Annotated in this window: 17 protein-coding genes and 6 pseudogenes; 15 read left to right on the forward strand and 8 right to left on the reverse strand. The window is 39.0% G+C overall.

From position 1 onward, the window contains the following. The first annotated feature begins 100 nt into the window (after positions 1-100). Complete coding sequence (locus tag M5V91_RS06235) at positions 101-1,297, forward strand: CbiX/SirB N-terminal domain-containing protein (protein WP_071158338.1); 1,197 nt, start codon at positions 101-103, stop codon at positions 1,295-1,297. Between the two features lie 146 nt (positions 1,298-1,443). Further along, positions 1,444-1,938 (forward strand): CBO0543 family protein, encoded by a 495-nt coding sequence (locus M5V91_RS06240; protein ID WP_009334136.1) that lies wholly within the window; start codon positions 1,444-1,446, stop codon positions 1,936-1,938. A gap of 356 nt (positions 1,939-2,294) precedes the next feature. Here the strand turns inward: M5V91_RS06240 and M5V91_RS06245 are convergent, their stop codons facing one another. Continuing rightward, on the reverse strand, positions 2,295-2,690 hold the full coding sequence (locus M5V91_RS06245; protein WP_284521905.1) for a hypothetical protein: 396 nt from the start codon (positions 2,688-2,690) through the stop codon (positions 2,295-2,297). Positions 2,691-2,914: 224 nt separating this feature from the next. On the opposite strand from M5V91_RS06245, the pseudogene M5V91_RS06250 reads away from it, so the two are divergent. Beyond that, positions 2,915-3,480 (forward strand): annotated as a pseudogene (locus tag M5V91_RS06250) (MOSC domain-containing protein). A gap of 51 nt (positions 3,481-3,531) precedes the next feature. Then, a complete protein-coding gene (locus tag M5V91_RS06255) occupies positions 3,532-4,212 on the forward strand; it encodes a lysoplasmalogenase (protein WP_284521907.1) in 681 nt (226 codons plus the stop codon). 82 nt (positions 4,213-4,294) lie between these two features. Here M5V91_RS06255 and M5V91_RS06260 read toward each other — a convergent pair whose 3' ends face one another. Beyond that, entirely contained in the window at positions 4,295-4,873 is a 579-nt protein-coding gene (locus M5V91_RS06260) for a CBO0543 family protein (protein ID WP_192908709.1), read from the reverse strand. A 206-nt stretch (positions 4,874-5,079) separates the two neighbouring features. On the opposite strand from M5V91_RS06260, the gene M5V91_RS06265 reads away from it, so the two are divergent. From M5V91_RS06265 to M5V91_RS06275, 3 genes are all read left to right on the forward strand, one after another. Next, positions 5,080-5,634: a DUF3231 family protein gene (locus M5V91_RS06265; protein ID WP_009334146.1), complete on the forward strand. Its 555-nt coding sequence runs from the start codon at positions 5,080-5,082 to the stop codon at positions 5,632-5,634. Positions 5,635-5,853: 219 nt separating this feature from the next. Further along, positions 5,854-6,441 carry a M20/M25/M40 family metallo-hydrolase gene (locus tag M5V91_RS06270; protein WP_284522256.1) on the forward strand — a complete coding sequence of 196 codons (588 nt, stop codon included), beginning with the start codon at positions 5,854-5,856 and terminating at the stop codon, positions 6,439-6,441. Positions 6,442-6,596: 155 nt separating this feature from the next. After that, a complete protein-coding gene (locus M5V91_RS06275) occupies positions 6,597-7,613 on the forward strand; it encodes a DUF3231 family protein (protein ID WP_009334150.1) in 1,017 nt (338 codons plus the stop codon). A 458-nt stretch (positions 7,614-8,071) separates the two neighbouring features. Here M5V91_RS06275 and M5V91_RS06280 read toward each other — a convergent pair whose 3' ends face one another. Beyond that, positions 8,072-8,404 carry a hypothetical protein gene (locus tag M5V91_RS06280; RefSeq protein ID WP_284521908.1) on the reverse strand — a complete coding sequence of 111 codons (333 nt, stop codon included), beginning with the start codon at positions 8,402-8,404 and terminating at the stop codon, positions 8,072-8,074. Between the two features lie 685 nt (positions 8,405-9,089). Between M5V91_RS06280 and M5V91_RS06285 the strand changes: the two are divergent. From M5V91_RS06285 to M5V91_RS06295, 3 genes and pseudogenes are all read left to right on the forward strand, one after another. Further along, positions 9,090-9,571: pseudogene (locus tag M5V91_RS06285) on the forward strand (DUF2975 domain-containing protein). A gap of 9 nt (positions 9,572-9,580) precedes the next feature. After that, the gene (locus tag M5V91_RS06290) at positions 9,581-9,796 is read left to right on the forward strand and encodes a helix-turn-helix domain-containing protein (protein ID WP_009334156.1); all 216 of its coding nucleotides are present in this window, start codon (positions 9,581-9,583) and stop codon (positions 9,794-9,796) included. Positions 9,797-9,854: 58 nt separating this feature from the next. Then, positions 9,855-10,642, forward strand: a pseudogene (locus tag M5V91_RS06295) (DUF817 domain-containing protein). Positions 10,643-10,703: 61 nt separating this feature from the next. Here M5V91_RS06295 and M5V91_RS06300 read toward each other — a convergent pair. Continuing rightward, positions 10,704-11,195: a CBO0543 family protein gene (locus M5V91_RS06300; RefSeq protein WP_009334158.1), complete on the reverse strand. Its 492-nt coding sequence runs from the start codon at positions 11,193-11,195 to the stop codon at positions 10,704-10,706. A gap of 301 nt (positions 11,196-11,496) precedes the next feature. On the opposite strand from M5V91_RS06300, the gene M5V91_RS06305 reads away from it, so the two are divergent. Beyond that, entirely contained in the window at positions 11,497-12,516 is a 1,020-nt protein-coding gene (locus M5V91_RS06305) for a DUF3231 family protein (protein WP_284521909.1), read from the forward strand. Positions 12,517-12,591: 75 nt separating this feature from the next. On the opposite strand, the pseudogene M5V91_RS06310 reads toward M5V91_RS06305, so the two are convergent. From M5V91_RS06310 to M5V91_RS06320, 3 genes and pseudogenes are all read right to left on the reverse strand, one after another. After that, positions 12,592-13,367: pseudogene (locus M5V91_RS06310) on the reverse strand (YibE/F family protein). Further along, positions 13,364-14,480, reverse strand: a pseudogene (locus M5V91_RS06315) (YibE/F family protein). Before M5V91_RS06315 ends, M5V91_RS06310 begins: the two co-directional pseudogenes overlap by 4 nt. Positions 14,481-15,039: 559 nt before the next feature. Next, positions 15,040-15,360: a DUF2383 domain-containing protein gene (locus M5V91_RS06320; RefSeq protein WP_284521910.1), complete on the reverse strand. Its 321-nt coding sequence runs from the start codon at positions 15,358-15,360 to the stop codon at positions 15,040-15,042. Between the two features lie 387 nt (positions 15,361-15,747). On the opposite strand from M5V91_RS06320, the gene M5V91_RS06325 reads away from it, so the two are divergent. Continuing rightward, positions 15,748-16,296, forward strand: a complete 549-nt coding sequence (locus tag M5V91_RS06325) for a DUF3231 family protein (protein ID WP_009334163.1) — start codon at positions 15,748-15,750, stop codon at positions 16,294-16,296. A 419-nt stretch (positions 16,297-16,715) separates the two neighbouring features. Here the strand turns inward: M5V91_RS06325 and M5V91_RS06330 are convergent, their stop codons facing one another. Then, positions 16,716-16,838: a hypothetical protein gene (locus tag M5V91_RS06330; protein WP_284521911.1), complete on the reverse strand. Its 123-nt coding sequence runs from the start codon at positions 16,836-16,838 to the stop codon at positions 16,716-16,718. Between the two features lie 162 nt (positions 16,839-17,000). Here M5V91_RS06330 and M5V91_RS06335 point away from each other — a divergent pair, with 162 nt between their 5' ends. The 3 genes and pseudogenes from M5V91_RS06335 to M5V91_RS06345 all read left to right on the forward strand — a co-directional run bounded on the left by M5V91_RS06335 (position 17,001) and on the right by M5V91_RS06345 (position 20,108). Further along, positions 17,001-17,603 carry a TetR/AcrR family transcriptional regulator gene (locus M5V91_RS06335; RefSeq protein WP_019383404.1) on the forward strand — a complete coding sequence of 201 codons (603 nt, stop codon included), beginning with the start codon at positions 17,001-17,003 and terminating at the stop codon, positions 17,601-17,603. Positions 17,604-17,605: 2 nt separating this feature from the next. After that, complete coding sequence (locus tag M5V91_RS06340) at positions 17,606-18,508, forward strand: ABC transporter ATP-binding protein (protein WP_009334165.1); 903 nt, start codon at positions 17,606-17,608, stop codon at positions 18,506-18,508. Next, a pseudogene (locus M5V91_RS06345) lies at positions 18,508-20,108 on the forward strand (ABC transporter permease). Before M5V91_RS06340 ends, M5V91_RS06345 begins: the two are co-directional and overlap by 1 nt. The last annotated feature ends 110 nt before the right edge of the window (positions 20,109-20,218 follow it).

Below are 20,218 nucleotides of genomic sequence, written 5' to 3' on the forward strand. Positions count from 1 at the left end.
GCGGAAAACAAGTGCCCGCAGCGGAAATCAACGGGCTTAATACTAAGCCTATCCAAACTTACAAGATTGAGAAACAAAATAAATAGAGGGAGGTCACCTAATGACAACCTGGAACCTAACACAAATGCAGCGTCACCTGCTCATCTGCAACGGCGCAACCTGTATGGGAGCAGGCGCAGAAGAAGTCACACAGCAAATACGCGATGAAATCCGAAAAAACCGTTTAGACGAGCATATTCATACATCCCGTACACGCTGCAATGGCCGCTGCAAAGACAAATGCGTCGTCATTGATTACCCAAAAGGAACCTGGTATTCAGTCCAGCAAGAAGAAACAGCCCGCGGCATTGTTCAAGAAGCAGTGAAAGAAGATGCAATCATATACTCCATGGAACACGGCGAACGTAAACGCAATGAAAACCGCATAAAAGGAATTGATAAATACAAGAAAGGAAAAGGAACAATGAAAAAAGCTGTCTTATTTGTCGGGCATGGCAGCAGGATGGAGGCAGGGAATAACGAGGTCCGCCAATTCGTCGGGCAAATGAGAGACTGCATTGACCCAGCCCTTCTGGTAGAAACCTGCTTCTTGGAATTTGCATCCCCCAATATTGAAGACGGAATTCAGCTTTGTGTTGAAAAAGGGGCAGATGAAATCCATGTCATTCCCATCATCCTATTGCATGCCGGACACTCCAAACTGCACATTCCGGCAGAAATTGAACATGCCAAAGAGCATTTCCCGGATATTCAGTTCACCTATGGCCAGACGATAGGGGTTCATGAGGAAGTCCTTGAAATATTAAAAACAAGACTTGCCGAAACCGGCTTTGATGTAAATCAAACACATGAAGATACGGCTATTTTATTAATCGGACGGGGCGGCAGCGATCCATATGCCAATGCTGATTTTTATAAGATCAGCAGATTGCTGTGGGAAAAGTTAAATGTATCTGCTGTTGAATGTGCCTTCATGGGGGTTACAACCCCAACCGTCAAGGATGGGATGGAGCGCTGCATTAAACTGGGCGCCAAAAAGATCATCATGCTGCCATATTTCTTATTTACCGGCATTTTAATGGAAAGAATGAACAAAATGGCCGAACAGTTTAAAGCAAGCTATCCTCATATATCCATAGATATTGCTGAATACTTCGGATACCATCCAAAGTTGAGAACAGTGCTGCTAGAGCGTATGAATCAGGCCCTTGACGGCACTTCGACAGGAATGCAGGATCTGGAAAATTTCCGTAAGTATGCAGAAGAACATGGCTATGAGCATCATCACCATCATTAAAATGAATAATTCCTATAAGATAATTGATCCGGCTGCCAAATGGCAGCTTTATTTTTTATAAAATGCTTAGAATTAACAGGTTCAAGAATAAATAAATTCAAAATGGGTGAATTTAGTACTATCTGTAATAGAAAGGCTGATTCTCAATGGAGAAAAAATTATTGAACCTGCTTCTCGGATTGTGCATTTTTTCAGTTCCATTTTTGTTTAAAGGGAAAAAAATGAGGGAGACTTTAGTTGTCTTTTTCTCGAAAGGCGTTCTTGCCACTCTTGTTGATGCCTATGTTGTTGGAACGAAAAGAGTTGAATATCCGGTCCGCCCTTTTTCAAAAATTTTTAAAACCAACGTAATTTATGATATTTTGTTTTTCCCGCTTTTAAGTGTGATTTGGGTTAAGATTTCTTACAATGACAAATTAAGAAATATCTTTCTCAAAAGTTTGATATTCAGTGTCCCAATGAGCATCGCCCAATGGTATTTTGAGAAAAACACCAGACTATTTAAGTGGAGGAAATGGTCCATTTTCCATACCTTTGGCAGTGTGAATTTTACCTTATTCACTATTAGAGGTTTTGTTGGGTTTATTAAGATATTGGATCGATTAAAGAATAATCGGAACTTAACTAAGTTAGAAGGTTAATGTTTTTTTGCATACTGCCTTACTATATCCCATAATAAAATTCATGCTGCCATTACGGCAGCATTTTTTATGTATATTGCTGATGTAAATCTTACTCCATGCAAAGTCTCAGAAACGCATCTGGTATTAATACACAACCGGAATTAATAATAAAAGAACACTATGATTTAAATTATCCATGATGATGGTTATTAAATTTGCGCTCTGTCCATAAGAAAACGTCCGTAATCACCTTAGCTAATATAATGACGATTAGGTAACATATAAAAAGAAAAAATAGTTTGTGCTTCCATATAGCTTGAATAGACCGAGACCTATAAGAAGAGGCTTAAAAACAAAGGCTAAAACGGCAGAAGTCAGCACAGTATAAACATAGTAATTTTTTTATGATTCAATGTCCATTGATAAACAAGCATAAATGTGACAGGAACGAAACTGGAGTCAAGGGAAATACCTGGAACGGCTGGAATCATAGGAAAAGGATAATTCAGCACTCCGGAGTTTTTATTATACAAGTCGATATAGCCAAATAGCATATGAATACTATAACCATAAAACCCCATGAAAAATAATTTTCTTTTATCAATTTTGAAAAATAACACTATTAAAGGAACAATAAAAAGCATAACCATAAACCAATATTCAAAGGAATTGTAAATGCTGTATTCCACCCAGTAATCATTTAAAGCTTTTTGTCCCTCTTTACCCATTTTGACAATCTGATCGAAGTCTTTTATCCGGTTTTCCTCCACGGCGAATTAACCCCTTTTAGATACGTGTTATCTACTTCTATATTTCCTAATTTCTTATTTTAATATGTGTGATTTTATAAGGACATTGAGGAAAGACTCATTATTTTTTACTTATCGCTAATCAAACAATGTCGAACATTATGGCCTAGGGGGAAGGACTAAAAAAATCTTTATGGAATAATTAGTAACAGGAGTCTAAAGAAAAGGAAGGCTGTGTGGAATAAATGAAGGATGAAATTAAGAAATATTCACTTGTGGGTACAGTCAAAGCGGTAAGTATAAGCAAAAAGCACACTTTCAGTAAAAAAATCAAAATATCATAAAACTGGTGAAGGGTTTTGGGATCGAAGGGGATGCCCATTTTGGTTCAACGATTAAACACCGGTCAAGAGTGGCACAAAACCCTGACCAGCCGAATCTAAGACAGGTTCATTTAATCCACAGTGAGTTATTTGAGGAGTTAGCAGACCGTTTCCATATTGAACCTGGCCAAATGGGTGAAAATATTACAACTGCCGGAATCAATCTTCTTGAACTGCCTGCTGACAGTGTTTTATTTATTGGGACATCTGCCGTTATTCAGGTAACTGGATTACGGAATCCTTGTGCTCAGATCGATCATTTTCAACCTGGTCTTTTAAAGGCTGTTATTGACCAGGATGGAGGAGGAAACTTAATAAGAAAAGCTGGAATAATGGGAGTTGTTTTGGAGGGCGGAGAAGTGAAACCAGGTGATGAAATCCGTGTTGAATTACCGCCAAAGCCTTTTAAAAAGCTAGATCGGGTTTAAAACCTGTTAATTAAAGGGGTAATTACATTCGTACCAGGGAGATGAATAGTATTGAAAAATCTGCTGATTCCTATTTTAATAGGACTGATGGCTTTCTTGTATATTTTCATTATTCCTCAAGAGCCCCTGGCAATTAAGGTCGTCTTCAAGCTGATTCCTATGGCACTAATTATTATTAATGCATTCCGTAAGCTCCCTGCCAGTCCTTCGCCGGCATTGCGTTTAGTCATTATAGGCTTATTTTTCTGCATGCTCGGGGATGGATTCATTGCCGTGTCATTTGTTGCCGGACTTGGGGCTTTCCTGGTTGGCCATCTGTTCTATTTGACTGGATTCCTGAAAATGGCGCATATCACTAATCTGCGGCTGGCTGCCATAATCCCGATTGGTTTATATTCCTGGCTCATTGGCCGCCAGCTGATTGCATCCTTAGCTGCTGAGGGAAATGGGATGCTGGTGATGTCGGTTATTGCCTACATGTTGGTCATTTCAATAATGGCTTTATCAGCCATCCTGACCGGCAGCAAATGGGCCATTGCCGGGAGCCTTTTGTTTGTGATCTCGGACTCCATTCTGTCTTGGAATATGTTTGTTTCAGGCGTTTTTTATTCAGATGTTTTCATCATGACAACTTACTACTCTGCCCAATTCCTGATTGCGTGCAGCCTTTCTTCATTTGGGAAAAGAGAGGCGACAATCACAGCAAAATCGGAAGTGATTCGGCCATTCTAAATTGATTTTATGAGATAAAAAGTACACTTTGGATGCAGAAAAGACTTTCCGATAATTAAGAAAGTCTTTTATTTATTTCATTTTACTTTCCTTCCGATTTTATCTCATCCAGCCTATGTAAACTCTCCATTCTCGTTATCCAATATCCGGCATAGTAAAGTGTGAGGAAAATGACAAAATCATATAAAGTAGACCAGCTTTTTGGATTATAAAAATCAATGGCGTTAAAGAAATTCATCCCTCCAAAAGCTGCAATGGCAGAGAAAAGAATTCCTTTTAACAAGCTATTCATTTGCGGCTTTATCTGGAGAGCAAACATTATTCCGACTGGTGCTAAGGAAAAGTGATACGGCAAAAATAGAAAAGGTGCCAGAGGAATAATGATCAAAGGATAGGACCATAACCCCAAGGATAATGCTGCCAGATCGATTGTAAGGGATAAAATAATAATTAATAAACCAGCTAAGAGAAGACGCCCGGTGCTGTCCTTTTTCCTGTACTTAATCCATACCAGCCAGGGAATGATAAACAAAGCAAGTCCAACCCACCATTGCCATGTTGTAATAAAATCGTTCTTAACGATATCCGCGAATGCAGCGCTTATCTCCGTAAACTGTTCATATGCTTTTTCAGATTTTGCCAGTCCCTCTTCAAACGCCATATAATTCACCCTATCTTTTTCTAATTATTTTCAAATGGTAAATCAATTATGCCACTCTTTTAAGAATCAGGAGTTACAAATTGCATCTATAGATCCCTCTGTTTGCTGTAAATAGGGAGAGTTTCGCTTAATATATAACAAGTGCATGTAAATCCTTGTATTTTCTTTCCGCCTCTACACAACATATATAATGAGGAGGTAAAAAGATGCCTAACGCGTTAGAAGCAATTTTTAATATGCTCAGAATTTCATTTGATAATACAAATGAACCTAAATCTCTCTTACATGTGATTGAAGTTGGAGACCTATGGAAGTATGTAACTTTAGTTGAAGAATTTATCCGGTACGAAGAAATGGGATTAAACACAACTGCTGATGATGAAGTACGGGAAATGTTGACAGATATAGTAAAGGTATGTGAAGCACAGGTGAAAAGGGTAGGCAATTTTATGAAAAACGAAGGAATTCCTTTACCTGATGTAACTTCTTCAAAGCCAAATTCAAACCCGAAAGATGTTCCTTTAGGTGTTAAGTTAACGGATGATGAAATTGCAAATGGCGTCGCCTTTAAATTAGTTACATGTTCACAAGCATGCGCAAAAGGACAGGCAGACGCTATCCGTAATGATTTAGGCCTCATGTGGACTGAATTCTTTTTAGAATGGACAGCAATAGGGGCAACTGTAAAAACATTGATGAGGAAAAGAGGATGGCTTAAAGTGCCGCCATATTACTATACTCCAGGTTCTCCACAAAGGTAAAAAATCCAACTCAAGGGGTTTGAGTTGGGTTTTTCATTTTTCGGAGGAGGTGTTTAAATAGTATTCTGCCTGAGCAGTTTGGGAAATGAGTGCTTATTAGGGAGTTTTTTAAGCCGGTAGTGAAAATTAACGGCGAGAGGAAAGAAATTCTCACTTGTAGTTGAATCCGGCAGGCCTGATGACGGCATAGTTACAGAAAGAAAGGGAATTGGCAGATTTATCTTTGATGTTAAAGGAAGAAGTGCCCATGCCGGGGTTGAACCCGAAAGAGGACGAAGCGCCATCGATGAACTGGCGCATAAAGTGGTTAAACTTCATGATTTAAATGATTACGAGAGGGGCTTATCGGTCAATGTTGGCTTAATTGACGGCGGCATCTCTTCCAATACCGTCGCCCCGGATGCAGAAGCGCAAGTGGATGTTCGAGTGAAGAACATGGAACAGGCAAAGGAGATTACTGCAAAAATCACAGAAATTGCAGAGGAGGAAGAAGTGCAGGGAACAGAAACCAGCTTATCAGGTAAAATTGGAAGGCCGCCAATGGAAAAAGTCGCAGGAACGGACAAATTGATTGAGGAAATAAAGGCAGCAGGGGAAGAACTTGGAATGTCTATTAGGGAAGTCAGCACCGGTGGAGGTTCGGATGCAGCGTATACATCCACTGAAGGCGTCCCAACTGTGGACGGCATGGGACCGCTCGGAGAATTTTCCCACAGTGAAACAGATGAGTATATCGATTTAAAAACGTTCCCGAAGCGAACGGCTTTACTGGCAAGTACGATCGAGAGGCTGAGCAAGCTTGGATAACAATGTTAACCTCCTGGCCAGGATTTCATATTAAACAAAAAGGAGATCATTTTTATTAGAAATGGTCTCCTTTTATTTTCTTGATCTTCATTATTTTAAATAAATAGCTGACAAAAGGTAACACTAATCCAAGAAAATAACGGGAGGCAATCAAAATGGACAAGGATTCATTTAATCACCATACAAAAATTACGGCACCTGAATTAGCTACCCTCTGGTCACAATATATGAATGACAGCTTATCTCACTGCATACTGCGTTATTTTGTTCATCATGTCAAGGATGAAGACATCAAGGATGTCCTTATCTATGCACTTGATTTATCTGAACGGCATCTCCAAAAAGTAAAGGAATTTCTGACAGAAGAAAAATATCCAATACCTATTGGATTTACGGATGAAGATGTCAATCTGGAAGCTCCGCCATTGTTTACCGATACATTTATGATCATTTATATTCATATCATGTCCATTCATGGGCTAACAAGATATGCCGGTGCAATGGGAAACGCCATTCGCGAAGACCAGAGGCAATACATGATGCAAGTGATAGGGGAAACTCTTAAACTGGTCGATCGGGCATCTAATGTCTTGCTGAACAAAGGGATTCTGAGTAAGCCGCCGGTTTTTAATAATCATCAGTCTGTTGACTTTTTGGAAGAGAAAAAATATTTAACAGGGTGGCTTGGAAAACGCAGACCAATTAGCGCAGTTGAAATTAGCGGTACATATATGAATATGCAAAAGACAATGGCGAAAATTGTTCTGGAACTGGGCTTTAGTCAAGTGGCTCAATCAAAAGAGGTACGAAAATATATGGAAAGAAGCAGACATCTCTGCCATAAACACTTTGAGATCCTCTCATCAATGTTGGAAGAAGATAATTTAAACATACCGAAAACTCTTGAAACAGAAGTAACCGATTCAACTGTTCCACCCTTTTCTGACAAACTGATAATGACACATATAGCAGCACTGCTTTCATCTGCCATAGGATATTATGGTGAGGCATTGTCCATGTGCCAGAGGAGGGACTTATCAGCGAGCTACGCGCGAATGATTGCTGAGATGGGAGTATTAGCTGAAGATGGCATCAATTTATTAATCAAAAATGAATGGATGGAGCAGCCGCCCATTGCGACCGATCATGAAGAATTGGCAAAGAGAAAATGAATCCAGCCACATGATCATAAAACAGGATAAAGTCATTGAAAGTCTTTTATGGAGTATCGTTTTGCACAAGTTTTGCATGGCAAGCTTTATAAAAGAACTCTCTTTATTGTCTTGGTAGTACTGACCATATCAATTCCAATTTCAATGAAGTAATTCGTTTAAGCTTTCACGGAAAAATACAGGAAGCAATTGTTCTGACTAATTATCAATGGCTGATGCTCTATCCAGGTTTATACTTTTTTGCCATATGGGATGCGTTAAAGAGGCAGGCTGAGGAGGAGAAAAAACTTCTCGTAACTCCCATTTGTCTGATCAGCGGCATTTATAACAGCAGGGCTCTTGGTCCCATCAAAAGTAAAGATTTGGAAATCACTCTTGGGACTATGTGGTTTCCCATGTTATGTGTTTTTCCTGGACTTCTTATGGGAATCAGCTTAAAGAGAATTTTGAATGGACAGTTATACCTGCATTTGATTCATTATGGATGAATAGCCGTCAGCCTGAGGAAATTCAAACAGAAGGGTATTGCTGTTAATGATCGTGCAGGTTGTGCCTTCAGGAAAATTCATCCAGGTGCCGGGCGGGTGAGGAGCATCCCATTTTTGCACCTCATCAAAGCTATATTTGACATTTGCAGCGGAAAGCTGCTGACCATAATGAAAATTAGTTACATGCAAACGGATCTGCATGGTATGTTCATTAAGCCATTTTATTTCTTTCGCAAGTGAAGGAATCAATCCGCCTTCCCGGTCTGCCCCTGACTGGTTCTTCCATTGTATTAAACAGCACATATAGCCAATTCAGTTCCGAAAAATCCGCTGCATGAATCGTTCATCTTGGATATTCCAGCGTGTTTTCTCCTTTCATATCCCATCTCCTTTCCCTCATATATCAATATCTATATTTGCCCTTAACTGTATGTATGTGCAGTGAGAATGATATTTGATTTAATGTCAGGAACTATCGGTTTTAATAAATGAACTAATATTTTTATGGGAGAAAGCGGTAAATTTCGTTTTTAAATCTTTTAGACCTTTATCATTCGATGAAAGCTAAATCTTTTCCCATTTCCATTCCAGGGAACTTAAGTGCCTGAACATGCTGTTATCATTTTCATTACGAATGAAAGTTACTTCTTTTCTAATGGGAACTGAAAAAGAAAGGTAGACCAACATTCCATCATTTATCTAGCAAGTTGGCAATGCAACAAATGGCCGCTGGATAATATGAACCTAACCAAACCCGTAATCAATTATAAATTCCATCTGCAGACTACTCTTTCTCAGGACCTGCTGAGCAATCAGAGAATATTGGTAATAGAGCATTTTGAAATAAGAAATGCTCTATTTTAATTTGTTTGATTCAATGAGTAGGTTACATTTCAATAAAAATATAATAAAAAACACTAATTATTTATTGCAAAACGATAAATATTGTATTAAAATCAAACTGAAAATAAGAAGTGAGGTGTTTTTTATGGAAAAAGTAACAACATTGTTCTTAAAAATAGCCGTTTTTCTATTAGGAGTCCCAATTTTAGTTCTATGTATTTTTTTGGTGCCTGAGCTGGGGAAAGTTGCAGGTGAAATGCTGCCGAAGTTTGCTTTCCTTAAATATTGGTTTACATCGTGTTTTATGCTTCGACGATTCCTTTTTACTTTGCGCTGTATCAGGCTTTCAAACTTTTGCGCTATATTGACGAAAATAAGGCTTTCTCAGATTTATCTGTCACAGCTTTAAAGAAAATTAAATATTGTGCCATCACCATCGCCGGATTACATGTGCTGGTACTGCCGATTTTCTATATTTTTGCAGAAATAGACGATGCCCCGGGTGTCATCTTCGTTGGCTTGCTGGTTCCTTTTGCTTCAATGGTTATAGCAGTCTTTGCGGCTGTTCTGCAAAAGCTTTTGCAAGAGGCAATTGATATAAAATCAGAAAATGATTTAACGGTCTGAGGTGAGAACATGGCTATTATTATAAATGTTGATGTGATGCTGGCAAAAAGGAAAATGAGTGTAACAGAACTCTCAGAAAGGGTAGGAATCACAATGGCAAACCTCTCTATTTTGAAAAATGGAAAGGCGAAGGCGATAAGGTTTTCAACTCTGGAGGCCATTTGTAAAGCTTTGGACTGCCAGCCTGGTGATATCCTGGAATACCGCAATGATAAGGAAGATTAATGATACAGGTGGGGGATTAAAGATGCATTTGACTATTCGGAAAGAGGAGCCACGTTCGATTCGGTCACTGAAACAGCTCTTTCGTTTTGGCTGGGAGCAGGCATTGTCCTGCTTATTTCCTGTTGTTATTTTTGCTTCTTTAGCTTTAACCAAATTCCTGCCGATGCCCATTCTGCCGAGATATGACTGGCTGCTGATTATTTGTCTCCTGATGCAGTGGTTCATGGTGCGGTCGGGGCTTGAAACGAAGGATGAATTGAAGGTTATCACTTTGTTCCATATTATTGGCCTTGCACTTGAACTATTTAAGGTCCATATGGGCTCATGGGCTTATCCGGAGGATGGCTATACCAAAGTGTTTGGAGTTCCTTTATACAGCGGTTTCATGTATGCCAGTGTAGCAAGTTATCTCTGCCAGGCGTGGAGAAGGCTGAAGGTTGACTTGATTAAGTGGCCGCCATTCCTGGCAGTAGTACCTCTTGCTGCTGCGATTTATTTGAATTTTTTCACTCACCATTATTGGATCGATATCCGATGGTGGCTGTCTGGAATGGTTCTGATTGTTTTTGGAGATCCTGGGTCAGTTACGAGGTAGGAGGAATCCAATACCGTATGCCGCTTGCACTTTCTTTTGTGCTTATCGGATTCTTTATATGGATAGCGGAAAATATCGCAACATTCTTTGGGGCCTGGGAATACCCCAATCAGGCCGATGCATGGAGCCTCGTTCATTTGGGGAAGGTGAGTTCATGGCTTTTATTAGTGATCGTCAGCTTTCTTATAGTGGCGACGTTAAAGCAGGTTAAGGGAAAAAATTCCACAGGGGAAGCTGCTGATCACCTTTAAAACGGTTCTGAGAATGTGTTTTTTAAGGTTGTATGTATTTGGCTGGCATCCCGATGTGTATTTATAGATAATCAAATAAATATAAATAAATAGCTGCAATAATAACCGAAAGAAATAATGCACGAAGTTTATGGACATAGTGTAAATGAATCATTGGAAACATAATGATTACAAATAAAAATGACCACCAAATATTCCATCCATTATGGTAGGATATAAAACTAAATCGGTTTGCCAGCCATTCAGCCGCCCAAAATAAGACAATCCATTTTGCATAATAGAAAATTTGCTTTTTTAGGCTGCTGGGGATATTAGATAAGAACATAAATCCAATTAAAGGGTTAATTAGGATGTTATGCAATAGATGAACACCCATCAGATTTAAAATGCCTTTTTCAAGTTCCCATAAGTGAAAATGGCTGTGTGATATAAATTCATAAATGAAGGATGCTACGGAAATGTATAGCATGGAAGGATAATATCTTTCCCAATTGTGCCAGTCACCTTTAAAATAAGCAAAGATAATGACCAGGATAACAAGGATGCAGTGCATAAGTTCACCTCATTTTTCTCATATTAGTATTGACGATATCTAAAATTAAATACCAATAAATGTAAAATAAGGAAATTATCCTAAAAAGACTTTTTGTAAATTTAGTTAAGATCTGAAGTTTATCATTCAAGGGATTTTCATCTTAGTAACTATAGAACAAGCTGCAAATTAGCAGCTTGTTTTTTCATGCAAAGGGATTGGTTTTGTTTAACTATGGAATATATTACTTCATGAAAAGATAGATTTTTTTGTTAATCTTTTTGGAATAATAAACCTACTAAAACATGGTGGGGGGTCATTTGTGGAATACGGGAATAAGAAGGTAAATATTGAACTGACTTGCACAGAAATTGGAGGCCTTTGGGGGGTTTATTTACAAGAAAGCATGGGTTCCTGTTTTCTCCAGTATTTTTTACACCACCTCCAAGATGAGGAAATCATTCCATTAGCAAAAGAGTCATTGCAAATTTCGCAAGGAAGAATAGATAAGATCAAAAAAATTTTTCTCTCAGAAAATTTTCCGGTACCGGCTGCCTTTTCCGAAGGGGATGTCAATTTGTCAGCCCCGCCATTATTCAATGATGTGTTCACCTTAAGCTATATTTATATGATGAATCGATTGGGAATGATTAACTTCAGCTATACTGCTTCAAATAATGTTCGGCTGGATGTACTGGATTTTTTTACAGAGTGTATACATACCTCTACAGAAATGTTTGGCAAAGCAGTCAAGATGATGCTGGGTAAGGGTATTTATGATCGCCCGCCAAAAATGAACTATCCCAAAGAAATTGAATTTGTTCAAAAGGATTCATTTCTGTCGGGAATTATAGGTGCAAAACGTCCCTTGAATGCAATAGAATTATCGGAAATATTTTTTAACATCGAGCGGAATTATTTTTCAGTTCTCATCATGCTTGCGTTTGCTCAAGTAGTAAAAGACAAAGAATTGAAAAAACATATTTTGAAAGGAAAAACGCTCAGCGAAAAACAGATATCCATTTTCAATAACTTATTAATGGAAGAAGAGCTTCTTGGAACCGTGACCGTCGGAATGGAAGTAACAGAATCCATGGTGGCACCTTTTTCAGACAAACTTATTTTTTCAATGATCAATGTTTTAAATTCCGTAGACATTAGCTTAATTTCACATGCCATGTCAGTGTCCATGAGAACTGATCTAACATCTCAATACAGTAAAATTATTGCAGAAGTCATGCTTTATGCAAAGGATACCTTTGATATCGTGGTAAAGGAAAAATGGCTGGAACAGCCTCCGCTTGTAACTAATAGGAAGATGCTGATACATAAAAAGCAATAATGTATAAGCAATAGAAATAAGTATGAATCATTTATTTTACTGCAGCCTTAAAAGGCTGCAGCAGTGTTTTCAAAGCTATTCAGTGCTATCGGATGTATTTCCTCTTTTCACTAAATACATTGCAGTAATCCACGAAGTGACAGGAATGACCATCGTAACACCAATTCCTGCACAGAAGATCGTAATCATCTCACCGCTGAAAATCTTTGAATTGATAATTTCACCTGGTGAATAGGATAGGTCTTTAAACCATACCAGAAGTGCTAAATATCCGCCAAAGAAGGCGAAAAATAATGTGTTGGTGCTTGTTCCGAGAATATCCTTACCGATGCTGATGCCAGCTTGGAACAAGTCTTTTCTGCTAATGTCCGGATGATGATAATGAATTTCCCTCATTGGCGAAGAGATGGCCATGGCAGCATCTGTTATGGCGCCGATTGTACTCATGATGATGACAGATGCAGCCACTTTAACAAAATCAACCCCAATATAAAGGGAAAATATGCTCAACTCTTCTATTTCCTCTTCACCAAATCCCTGAATATTTGCCTTATCTGCAATGATGACAATGAACACAATGAGAACTACTGTAGTAATGATCGAAGACAGAAATGCGGTTTTCGTCTTAATGTTCACTTCATTTATAAAAAATAGATTGATACAGCCAATTAGTGCACATGCGAATAATGTAACGATAATTGGATTGATGTTTGGATCGTTCATAAAGAAGAGGACGAAAATAATCACACCGAAATTGAGGAAGATCGCAAAAAATGATCTCGCTCCTTTTTTCCGCCGATAAGGGTCATCAGAATAAATAATATGGCTGACAGTAATAGGATGGCGTTCATCTTTGGGCCCTCTTTCTATTAATGAAGTATATCGTCGTATACAACCCAATCGGAATCGTGATTACAATCCCAATTCCTCCGGCAAGTGCCCGGGCTAATTCCAGTGAAAGGTTCATGGATAGGCTGAATCCGAGCGGGGAGTCATTTTTTATATACAGAATAAGCATCGGAATGGAGCCGCTGATATAGGCGAAAAACAAGATATTCGTCATGGTGCCCATAATGTCTTTGCCTACTTCCATTCCAGAGCGTTTAAGAGCCTGCACTGGAATGCTGTTATTTTTTTCATACAAACTAAACAGTGAAGATGACATGGTAATGGCTACATCCATAACCGCCCCCAACGAGCCGATAAATAAACCGGCTAAGAAAACCATCTGATAGGGCCTGGTTATAAACTGGAGCTCTTCGTATCTTAGCCCCTTCCCGCCAGTTAACCATATGACCAGATAAGTGACCAATAATGATAAGAATGTAGCCGCTAGCGTTGCAATAATCGCAGCATATGTTTTTTCGTTGAAGCCATTTACGAGCAGAAGGGAGGTAACGGTAAATAAAATGACTGCCACACAGCAGATCAGCAGCAGGCTTATTTCCGGATTTTTCAGATATACATCCAATGCATAGGAAAGCAGCACGGCATTAACTGCCAGGCTGATTATGGAAAAGAGACCTTGTTTTTTTCCGACAAAGAGCAGTATCAGGATAAGGATCCATCCTGTCAAGAGTATGTAATGGTCGCGCTTCAGATCTAGGATATCTCCGCTTAGTTCTGCAGCACCTGCTTTTTTCCTTTATGGACACAAATAACTTTTGTCCTGTCTGAATTTCATAATCGTATGCTTTGGATTTAGAAAACTGATTTGATAAGTGGATTTGCTGCCCTTTTTCTTCGCCATTCGTTATTTCTGCCACTATCTGCTGTTCATAAATGCGGTCTTCATTATCGTAAATATCCGTTACTTCTTCAGCTTGATGAGTTTTAACCGCTTTAACTTCAGCGATGGTTCGTTCATAGAATGAGTCATTGTTTTGAACAAATAGAACGGAGGCAGCAATGCAAAATGCCAATATGATATATAAATAGAATTTTTTGAGTGGGATGTTTTTCAAAATTAACCTCCAGAGGAAATAAAGACAAATTTTAGTATAAATGAGCGGTTTTCCCGCTGAAAATCCATAATGATGCCATGCAGCTGCCTGCTTCAACGAAAATAGAATAACAGTAATTTTTTCAGATAGTCAAGCTTATCAAAGTGTGTGTGAAATGTCTAATTGTTTTGGTCTGTAAGCATCAATGGCTGCAGATAAGGTCAAAGAGAAATGCCTGCCAGGTTTAACACTTGGCAGGCATTTTTAATTACAAAATTATGAGGAATATCAAGGAATCACTGGTCAGTGAGATCCATAGATCGAACAATTTAACTAATATGAGAACTGCAAAGGATGTGATTTTAACATGATGACAGGTAAAAACGCGAACAGTTGAAGGGTTTGCAGCAAGACACGAAAAATTGTTTCATCTACAACTTGCATCGTGCTTATTCTATATCATGCATCAGTGCAATTCAGATTTTAAATAATCCACATGCTCTCTTTGCTTATCTAATATTTGATGAACAAGACTCATGCTTTTTTCATCCAGCTTATCCCGGACTAACTTCTCCGTCATTTAAATTCCGTAAAGATTTTCTCCTTTAATGGCATGCTTTAAGATATCCTTTTCACCTTGTGGGTGATCGAATATCTGACTGATGAATTGTTCAATTTTGCCAATAACTCCTTCGCTGGTAGCCGGTGTTCCGTGCAGCTCCTGAATTCGTTCTGATAGCAGCTCTGCATGATGCTTTAGATCCTTTTGGATCATAATGAATCTAGAGCGAAGCGGGGAAGCGTCATCAAGGTTTTTAATAAATTCTTCATAAGAATGTATTCCCATATATTGACCCTGCAGTAACTTATTTAAGGGTTTTGTAACTTTCTGTTCTTCCATCAAAATCAATCCCTTTTATTTTATAGGCTCAGCTGATTGTAGTTTAAACGGAAAAAAATAGTTTCATGCAACTTTTGGAAACCCGAGCTTTTATGGAGATTGGTAACAATGCATAAGCAACTATTCAAGATTTAAACCAGACTTCAGCATAAACCCTAATAATCCAGGGCAAATTATCCTCGTAATCAACATCTCTTCCTGCAGTCATCGAGTTTCGTTGCCTTCAGTAAATGTAACAGCGTGGATTCTCCGTGCTGTTAAAAGGCTAGCTGATCTTAAATAAGTGAAAATACTAAAAAGTGGTTGAGTCAAACAATAATACACTACCTAAACCATGGCTTTAAGAGGCTTATCTTCAAGCTGATATTACTCAATTGGAGGTACATAATGACTACTATAATCGAAACAATAAAAGATTATTTACAGGTAAATTTAGATAATGAACCAAAAAGCCCTCTTCACGTAGGGGAAGTCATGAGCTGCTGGCTTTACCTCACAATCATGGATGAAGCAAGTGTATATATTCAGACAGGCTTGAATACGACAACAGATGATGATGTGGTCAAAATCCTGAAAGAAAGCTTGAAGCAATGTGATGTTCAAGGACAGAGATTTAAAGACTTTATGAAAAAAGAAGGGATCCATTTGCCTCCAACGAGTGAAGAACGACCGGATTCAGAGCCTAATTCAGTTCCTTTGGGAACTAAACTGACGGATGATGAAATTATGAACGGCTTAAGCATTAAAACTGTGGCTGCCATTGTTCATTGTTCGACAGCAGCCGCTCAGTCTATAAGAAATGATGTAAGTTCGCTGTTTACCCACTGCATGCTGGAGAAAATGAAATTTGGTGCCTCATTAAAGGATTTAATGAGGAAAAGAAGCTGGATTAAGGTTCCTCCTTACTATTATCCGCCAGGGTCTCCTAGGAACTGATATATGAGCATCCCATAAATAAAAGGACTGCGATTTTTTTTATTATTTGATGGTAATTTCGGTTCATCCTGAAAACAATGCCATCACTAAAATGGTGTGTTTAAAGGATTGCACAGGAAAAACCGGAATGAAGGGGTTTTACCTTTCGTCCTTGCATACTCCGGTATTTTCTGCGTTCTGTATCGGTGGAAATTATAACTATACCTGAGCGTTAACAAAGGTCTGAAACATCAAAATGAATAGAAGCATTGAGACAAAGCACCATTGAATTCTCTTTAAGTCATATCAGAATTTGATTTACTGACCTGCAGCGTCAATGAATATTTGGATCAAGTCATATTTCTCGCATTCATTTATGGATTCAAACTTCAAAAAAATCATCCATAAAGGATGACAGAGTATGACTGCTGAGCCATGTGTTAATTCTTTTTCTTCAAATTGCAGCTTTCAGTTTGCTGGTTCTCTTGTTTCTGCCTTTCTGCGTCCTTCTTGAATGCCTCCATTGCTTTATAGAAAAGCAAAGTCACCTCTATCACCTCCATATAAAATGTATCCCCCTGTATCATTAGATAAAACGTTAAATGAAGAATTTATTATATGAAAAAAACATTGACCAATATGGTCATTTTTTGTTATGTTAAAAATGACCACTTTGGTCATTTTGGTGAAAGGAGTGGAATATAATTAATACTACTTTTTACAGCTTGAAAAGCGAAAAACAGGAACGAATCATCAATGCAGCCATGAAGGAATTTGTAAAGAGCGGCTTTGAGAAGGCATCTACAAATGAAATAGTAAAGGATGCACAAATAAGCAAAGGCTCATTGTTCAACTATTTCAGCAATAAAAAGGATTTGTATTTCTTTTTGATTCAGAATGCAATAAACATCATTGAACAAATCTATGTTGAAATAGATATGAATGAAAGGGACATTTTTGAAAGAATCAGCCAGGTAGGGTTCATTAAATTAAACATTCAAAAGAAGTATCCCCTAGTATTTGATTTCTTAAAATCCCTGCTTGAAGAAGATGCTCAGGAAGTAAAATCTGATATAAATCAACTGCTGGCAAACATTCAAAAAGATGGCATGAAAAGAATCTACGAAAACATCGACTGGTCAAAGCTACGGGAGGATATAGAACCTGAACAGGCGATAAATATCCTTAATTGGACAATGACTGGTTTCGCGGAGCTGCAAATCACGAAAATCAAGTCATTTGAGGATATCGGTATCGAGCTGATTAACGAATGGGACAGTTATAAGGAAATTCTAAAGCGCTGTTTTTATAAAAATGGGGAGGAATGACCATGAGCCTTTTAAAAGTAACCAACCTAACAAAAAAATTCGGCAAGTTTACGGCACTGAATGGGGTAAATCTCGAGTTAAATGCAGGTGAGATACTGGGGTTCATCGGCCCAAATGGGGCAGGAAAATCCACCACCATTCGGGTTTTATTGGGGATACTAAAGGCAACAGGCGGAGAAGTAAAGCTTTTTAACAAGGACGCCTGGCAGGATGCTGTCGACATTCATAAGAGGGTGGCATATGTGCCTGGTGACGTGAATCTTTGGCCGAACTTAACAGGGGGAGAGGTCATTGATTTATTTATAAAATTAAATGGCACTGCGAATAAGGCGAAACGTGAGGAGTTAATAGAGAAATTTGATTTGGATCCATCCAAAAAGTGCAGAACCTACTCTAAAGGAAACAGGCAAAAAGTTGCTCTGGTTGCGGCCTTTTCCTCTGATGCAGACCTGTTCATTCTGGATGAGCCGACATCAGGCCTGGATCCATTGATGGAAAAGGTTTTTCAGGAATGTGTGATGGAAGTTAAGAGACAAGGAAAGAGTGTTCTCCTGTCCAGCCATATATTATCAGAGGTAGAAAAGCTGTGCGACCGGGTAAGCATTATCCGTCAAGGCAGGATTATTGAGTCGGGAACCTTAAATGAGCTTCGCCACCTTACACGGACACAAGTCCTCGTTGACACAAGCATGCCGATTACAGGATTACTTGATATGCCAGGCATTCATGACATTCAGGAAAGTGAACATGGGATGTCGTTTCAGGTTGATACGATGCAAATGGATGCAGTCATCAGGCATATAAGTCAATTTGGCATCATCAGGCTGGAAAGTGCCCCGCCAACATTAGAGGATTTATTTATGCGTCATTATGAAGGGGAAAAGGATACAGGAGGTGTCCGCTGATGGCAGGCAATCATTTAGCAAAAACCGCTTTCCTTTCAAAATTTATATTCAGGCTGGACCGTTTGCGTATCCCAATATGGGTGCTGGCACTAACCTTTTTTACGATAATCGTTCCAGCAGCCTTTAAGGGATTATACAATTCTCAGCAGGAAAGGGATGCTATGGCACAAACAATGGCCAACCCGGCGATGACTGCCATGACTGGCCCCGCGGATTTAAGCAACTATACGATTGGTGTCATGACAGCCCATCAAATGCTTTTAATGACAGCTGCTGTGACCGGTTTAATGAGCATCCTGCTGGTTGCCCGGCATACCAGGGCTGATGAAGAGGATGGGCGGCTGGAATTGCTCCGTTCGCTGCCTGTAGGGCGTCTATCCTATTTAAATGCATCATTGCTTGTAGTATCGGCAGCTTGCATCGGATTGGCTTTGATTAATGGATTCGGCCTTTATGCCCTGGGAATTGAAAGCATGAATCTGGAAGGGTCATTGCTTTATGGTGCTGCATTAGGGGCGGCGGGTCTATTTTTCGCAGGTGTAACAGCTGTATTTGCTCAGGCTTCAGATAGTTCACGGGGAACAATCGGCTATTCGATAGCCGTGCTTCTTATTTCTTATCTTTTTAGGGCAATCACAGATATCAGCAATGAATCATTATCCTGGCTTTCGCCGCTTGCATGGGTAACCAAAGCAGAAGTCTATGATTCTAATAATTGGTGGCCTATTGTCTTAATGATTGCTGCCGCCATGGTTCTTTTTGCCATCGCGAATTATTTGAACGCTATTCGGGATCTTGATCGCGGATTTTTGCCATCCAGGCCGGGAAAAAATATGCATCCCTTTTTTTGCAGAGTCCAATCGGCCTTGCGTTAAGGTTGCAGCGGACCGGAATCATTTCATGGGCAATAGGCATGTTTGTGCTGGGGGCTTCTTACGGTTCAGTATTAGGGGATCTGGAATCATTTTTCTCAGATAATGAAGCCATGAAGCAGCTCCTTAAGCCAACAGAGGGGGTAACATTAGTAGAACAATTCATTCCAATGCTGATGATTGTCATCTCACTGATGGCAACTATTCCTCCAGTGATGGCCATGAATAAACTTCGAGGTGAAGAGAAAAAGGAACGAATTGTTCATCTTTTGAGCAGAGCCGTTTCACGGACAAAACTGTTAGGGAGTTATTTCGTTATATCTGTCATTAATGGATTTTTCATGATATCGCTGGCAGCACTCGGATTATGGTCTGCCGGGACTGCTGTGGTTGAAGGCGGTTTATCCTTTGGAATGATCTTTGGGGCAGCATTATCTTATTATCCAGCAATGCTGGTCATGATTAGCCTGGCCGTCTTTCTGATTGGATTTCTGCCAAAATTCACGGGTTTTATTTGGCTATATGTTTTATATTCATTTATTGTGCTGTATTTAGGAGGTTTATTTCAATTCTCTGACTGGATCGGCAGTATTTCTCCTTTTGGCCATGTTCCGCAGGCACCGATTGAGGAATTCTCAATTATTCCGCTGCTTCTATTGTGTTTAATTGCTGGGGGACTGGCGTTAGCGGGGTTTATAGGGTTTAATAAGAGGGATATCGAGCAATAAAAATTAAGAAACGCAATCTATATGGGGATTGCGTTTTTTATTCATACTAATAACAGTCCAAAGGGTAATCTGAAGTTACATGTGTTGCAATATCAAAATTTTTGTGATTA

The sequence above is a fragment of the Cytobacillus pseudoceanisediminis genome (assembly GCF_023516215.1).
Classification (GTDB): domain Bacteria; phylum Bacillota; class Bacilli; order Bacillales; family Cytobacillaceae; genus Cytobacillus; species Cytobacillus pseudoceanisediminis.

Bases quoted from the DNA above. Each gene is read 5' to 3' on its own strand.
- M5V91_RS06235 (WP_071158338.1), top strand. From the start codon at position 101: ATGACAACCTGGAACCTAACACAAATGCAGCGTCACCTGCTCATCTGC.
- M5V91_RS06240 (WP_009334136.1), top strand. From the start codon at position 1,444: ATGGAGAAAAAATTATTGAACCTGCTTCTCGGATTGTGCATTTTTTCA.
- M5V91_RS06260 (WP_192908709.1), bottom strand. From the start codon at position 4,873: ATGGCGTTTGAAGAGGGACTGGCAAAATCTGAAAAAGCATATGAACAG.
- M5V91_RS06265 (WP_009334146.1), top strand. From the start codon at position 5,080: ATGCCTAACGCGTTAGAAGCAATTTTTAATATGCTCAGAATTTCATTT.
- M5V91_RS06275 (WP_009334150.1), top strand. From the start codon at position 6,597: ATGGACAAGGATTCATTTAATCACCATACAAAAATTACGGCACCTGAA.
- M5V91_RS06280 (WP_284521908.1), bottom strand. From the start codon at position 8,404: ATGTGCTGTTTAATACAATGGAAGAACCAGTCAGGGGCAGACCGGGAA.
- M5V91_RS06290 (WP_009334156.1), top strand. From the start codon at position 9,581: ATGGCTATTATTATAAATGTTGATGTGATGCTGGCAAAAAGGAAAATG.
- M5V91_RS06300 (WP_009334158.1), bottom strand. From the start codon at position 11,195: ATGCACTGCATCCTTGTTATCCTGGTCATTATCTTTGCTTATTTTAAA.
- M5V91_RS06320 (WP_284521910.1), bottom strand. From the start codon at position 15,360: ATGGAAGAACAGAAAGTTACAAAACCCTTAAATAAGTTACTGCAGGGT.
- M5V91_RS06325 (WP_009334163.1), top strand. From the start codon at position 15,748: ATGACTACTATAATCGAAACAATAAAAGATTATTTACAGGTAAATTTA.
- M5V91_RS06330 (WP_284521911.1), bottom strand. From the start codon at position 16,838: ATGGAGGTGATAGAGGTGACTTTGCTTTTCTATAAAGCAATGGAGGCA.
- M5V91_RS06340 (WP_009334165.1), top strand. From the start codon at position 17,606: ATGAGCCTTTTAAAAGTAACCAACCTAACAAAAAAATTCGGCAAGTTT.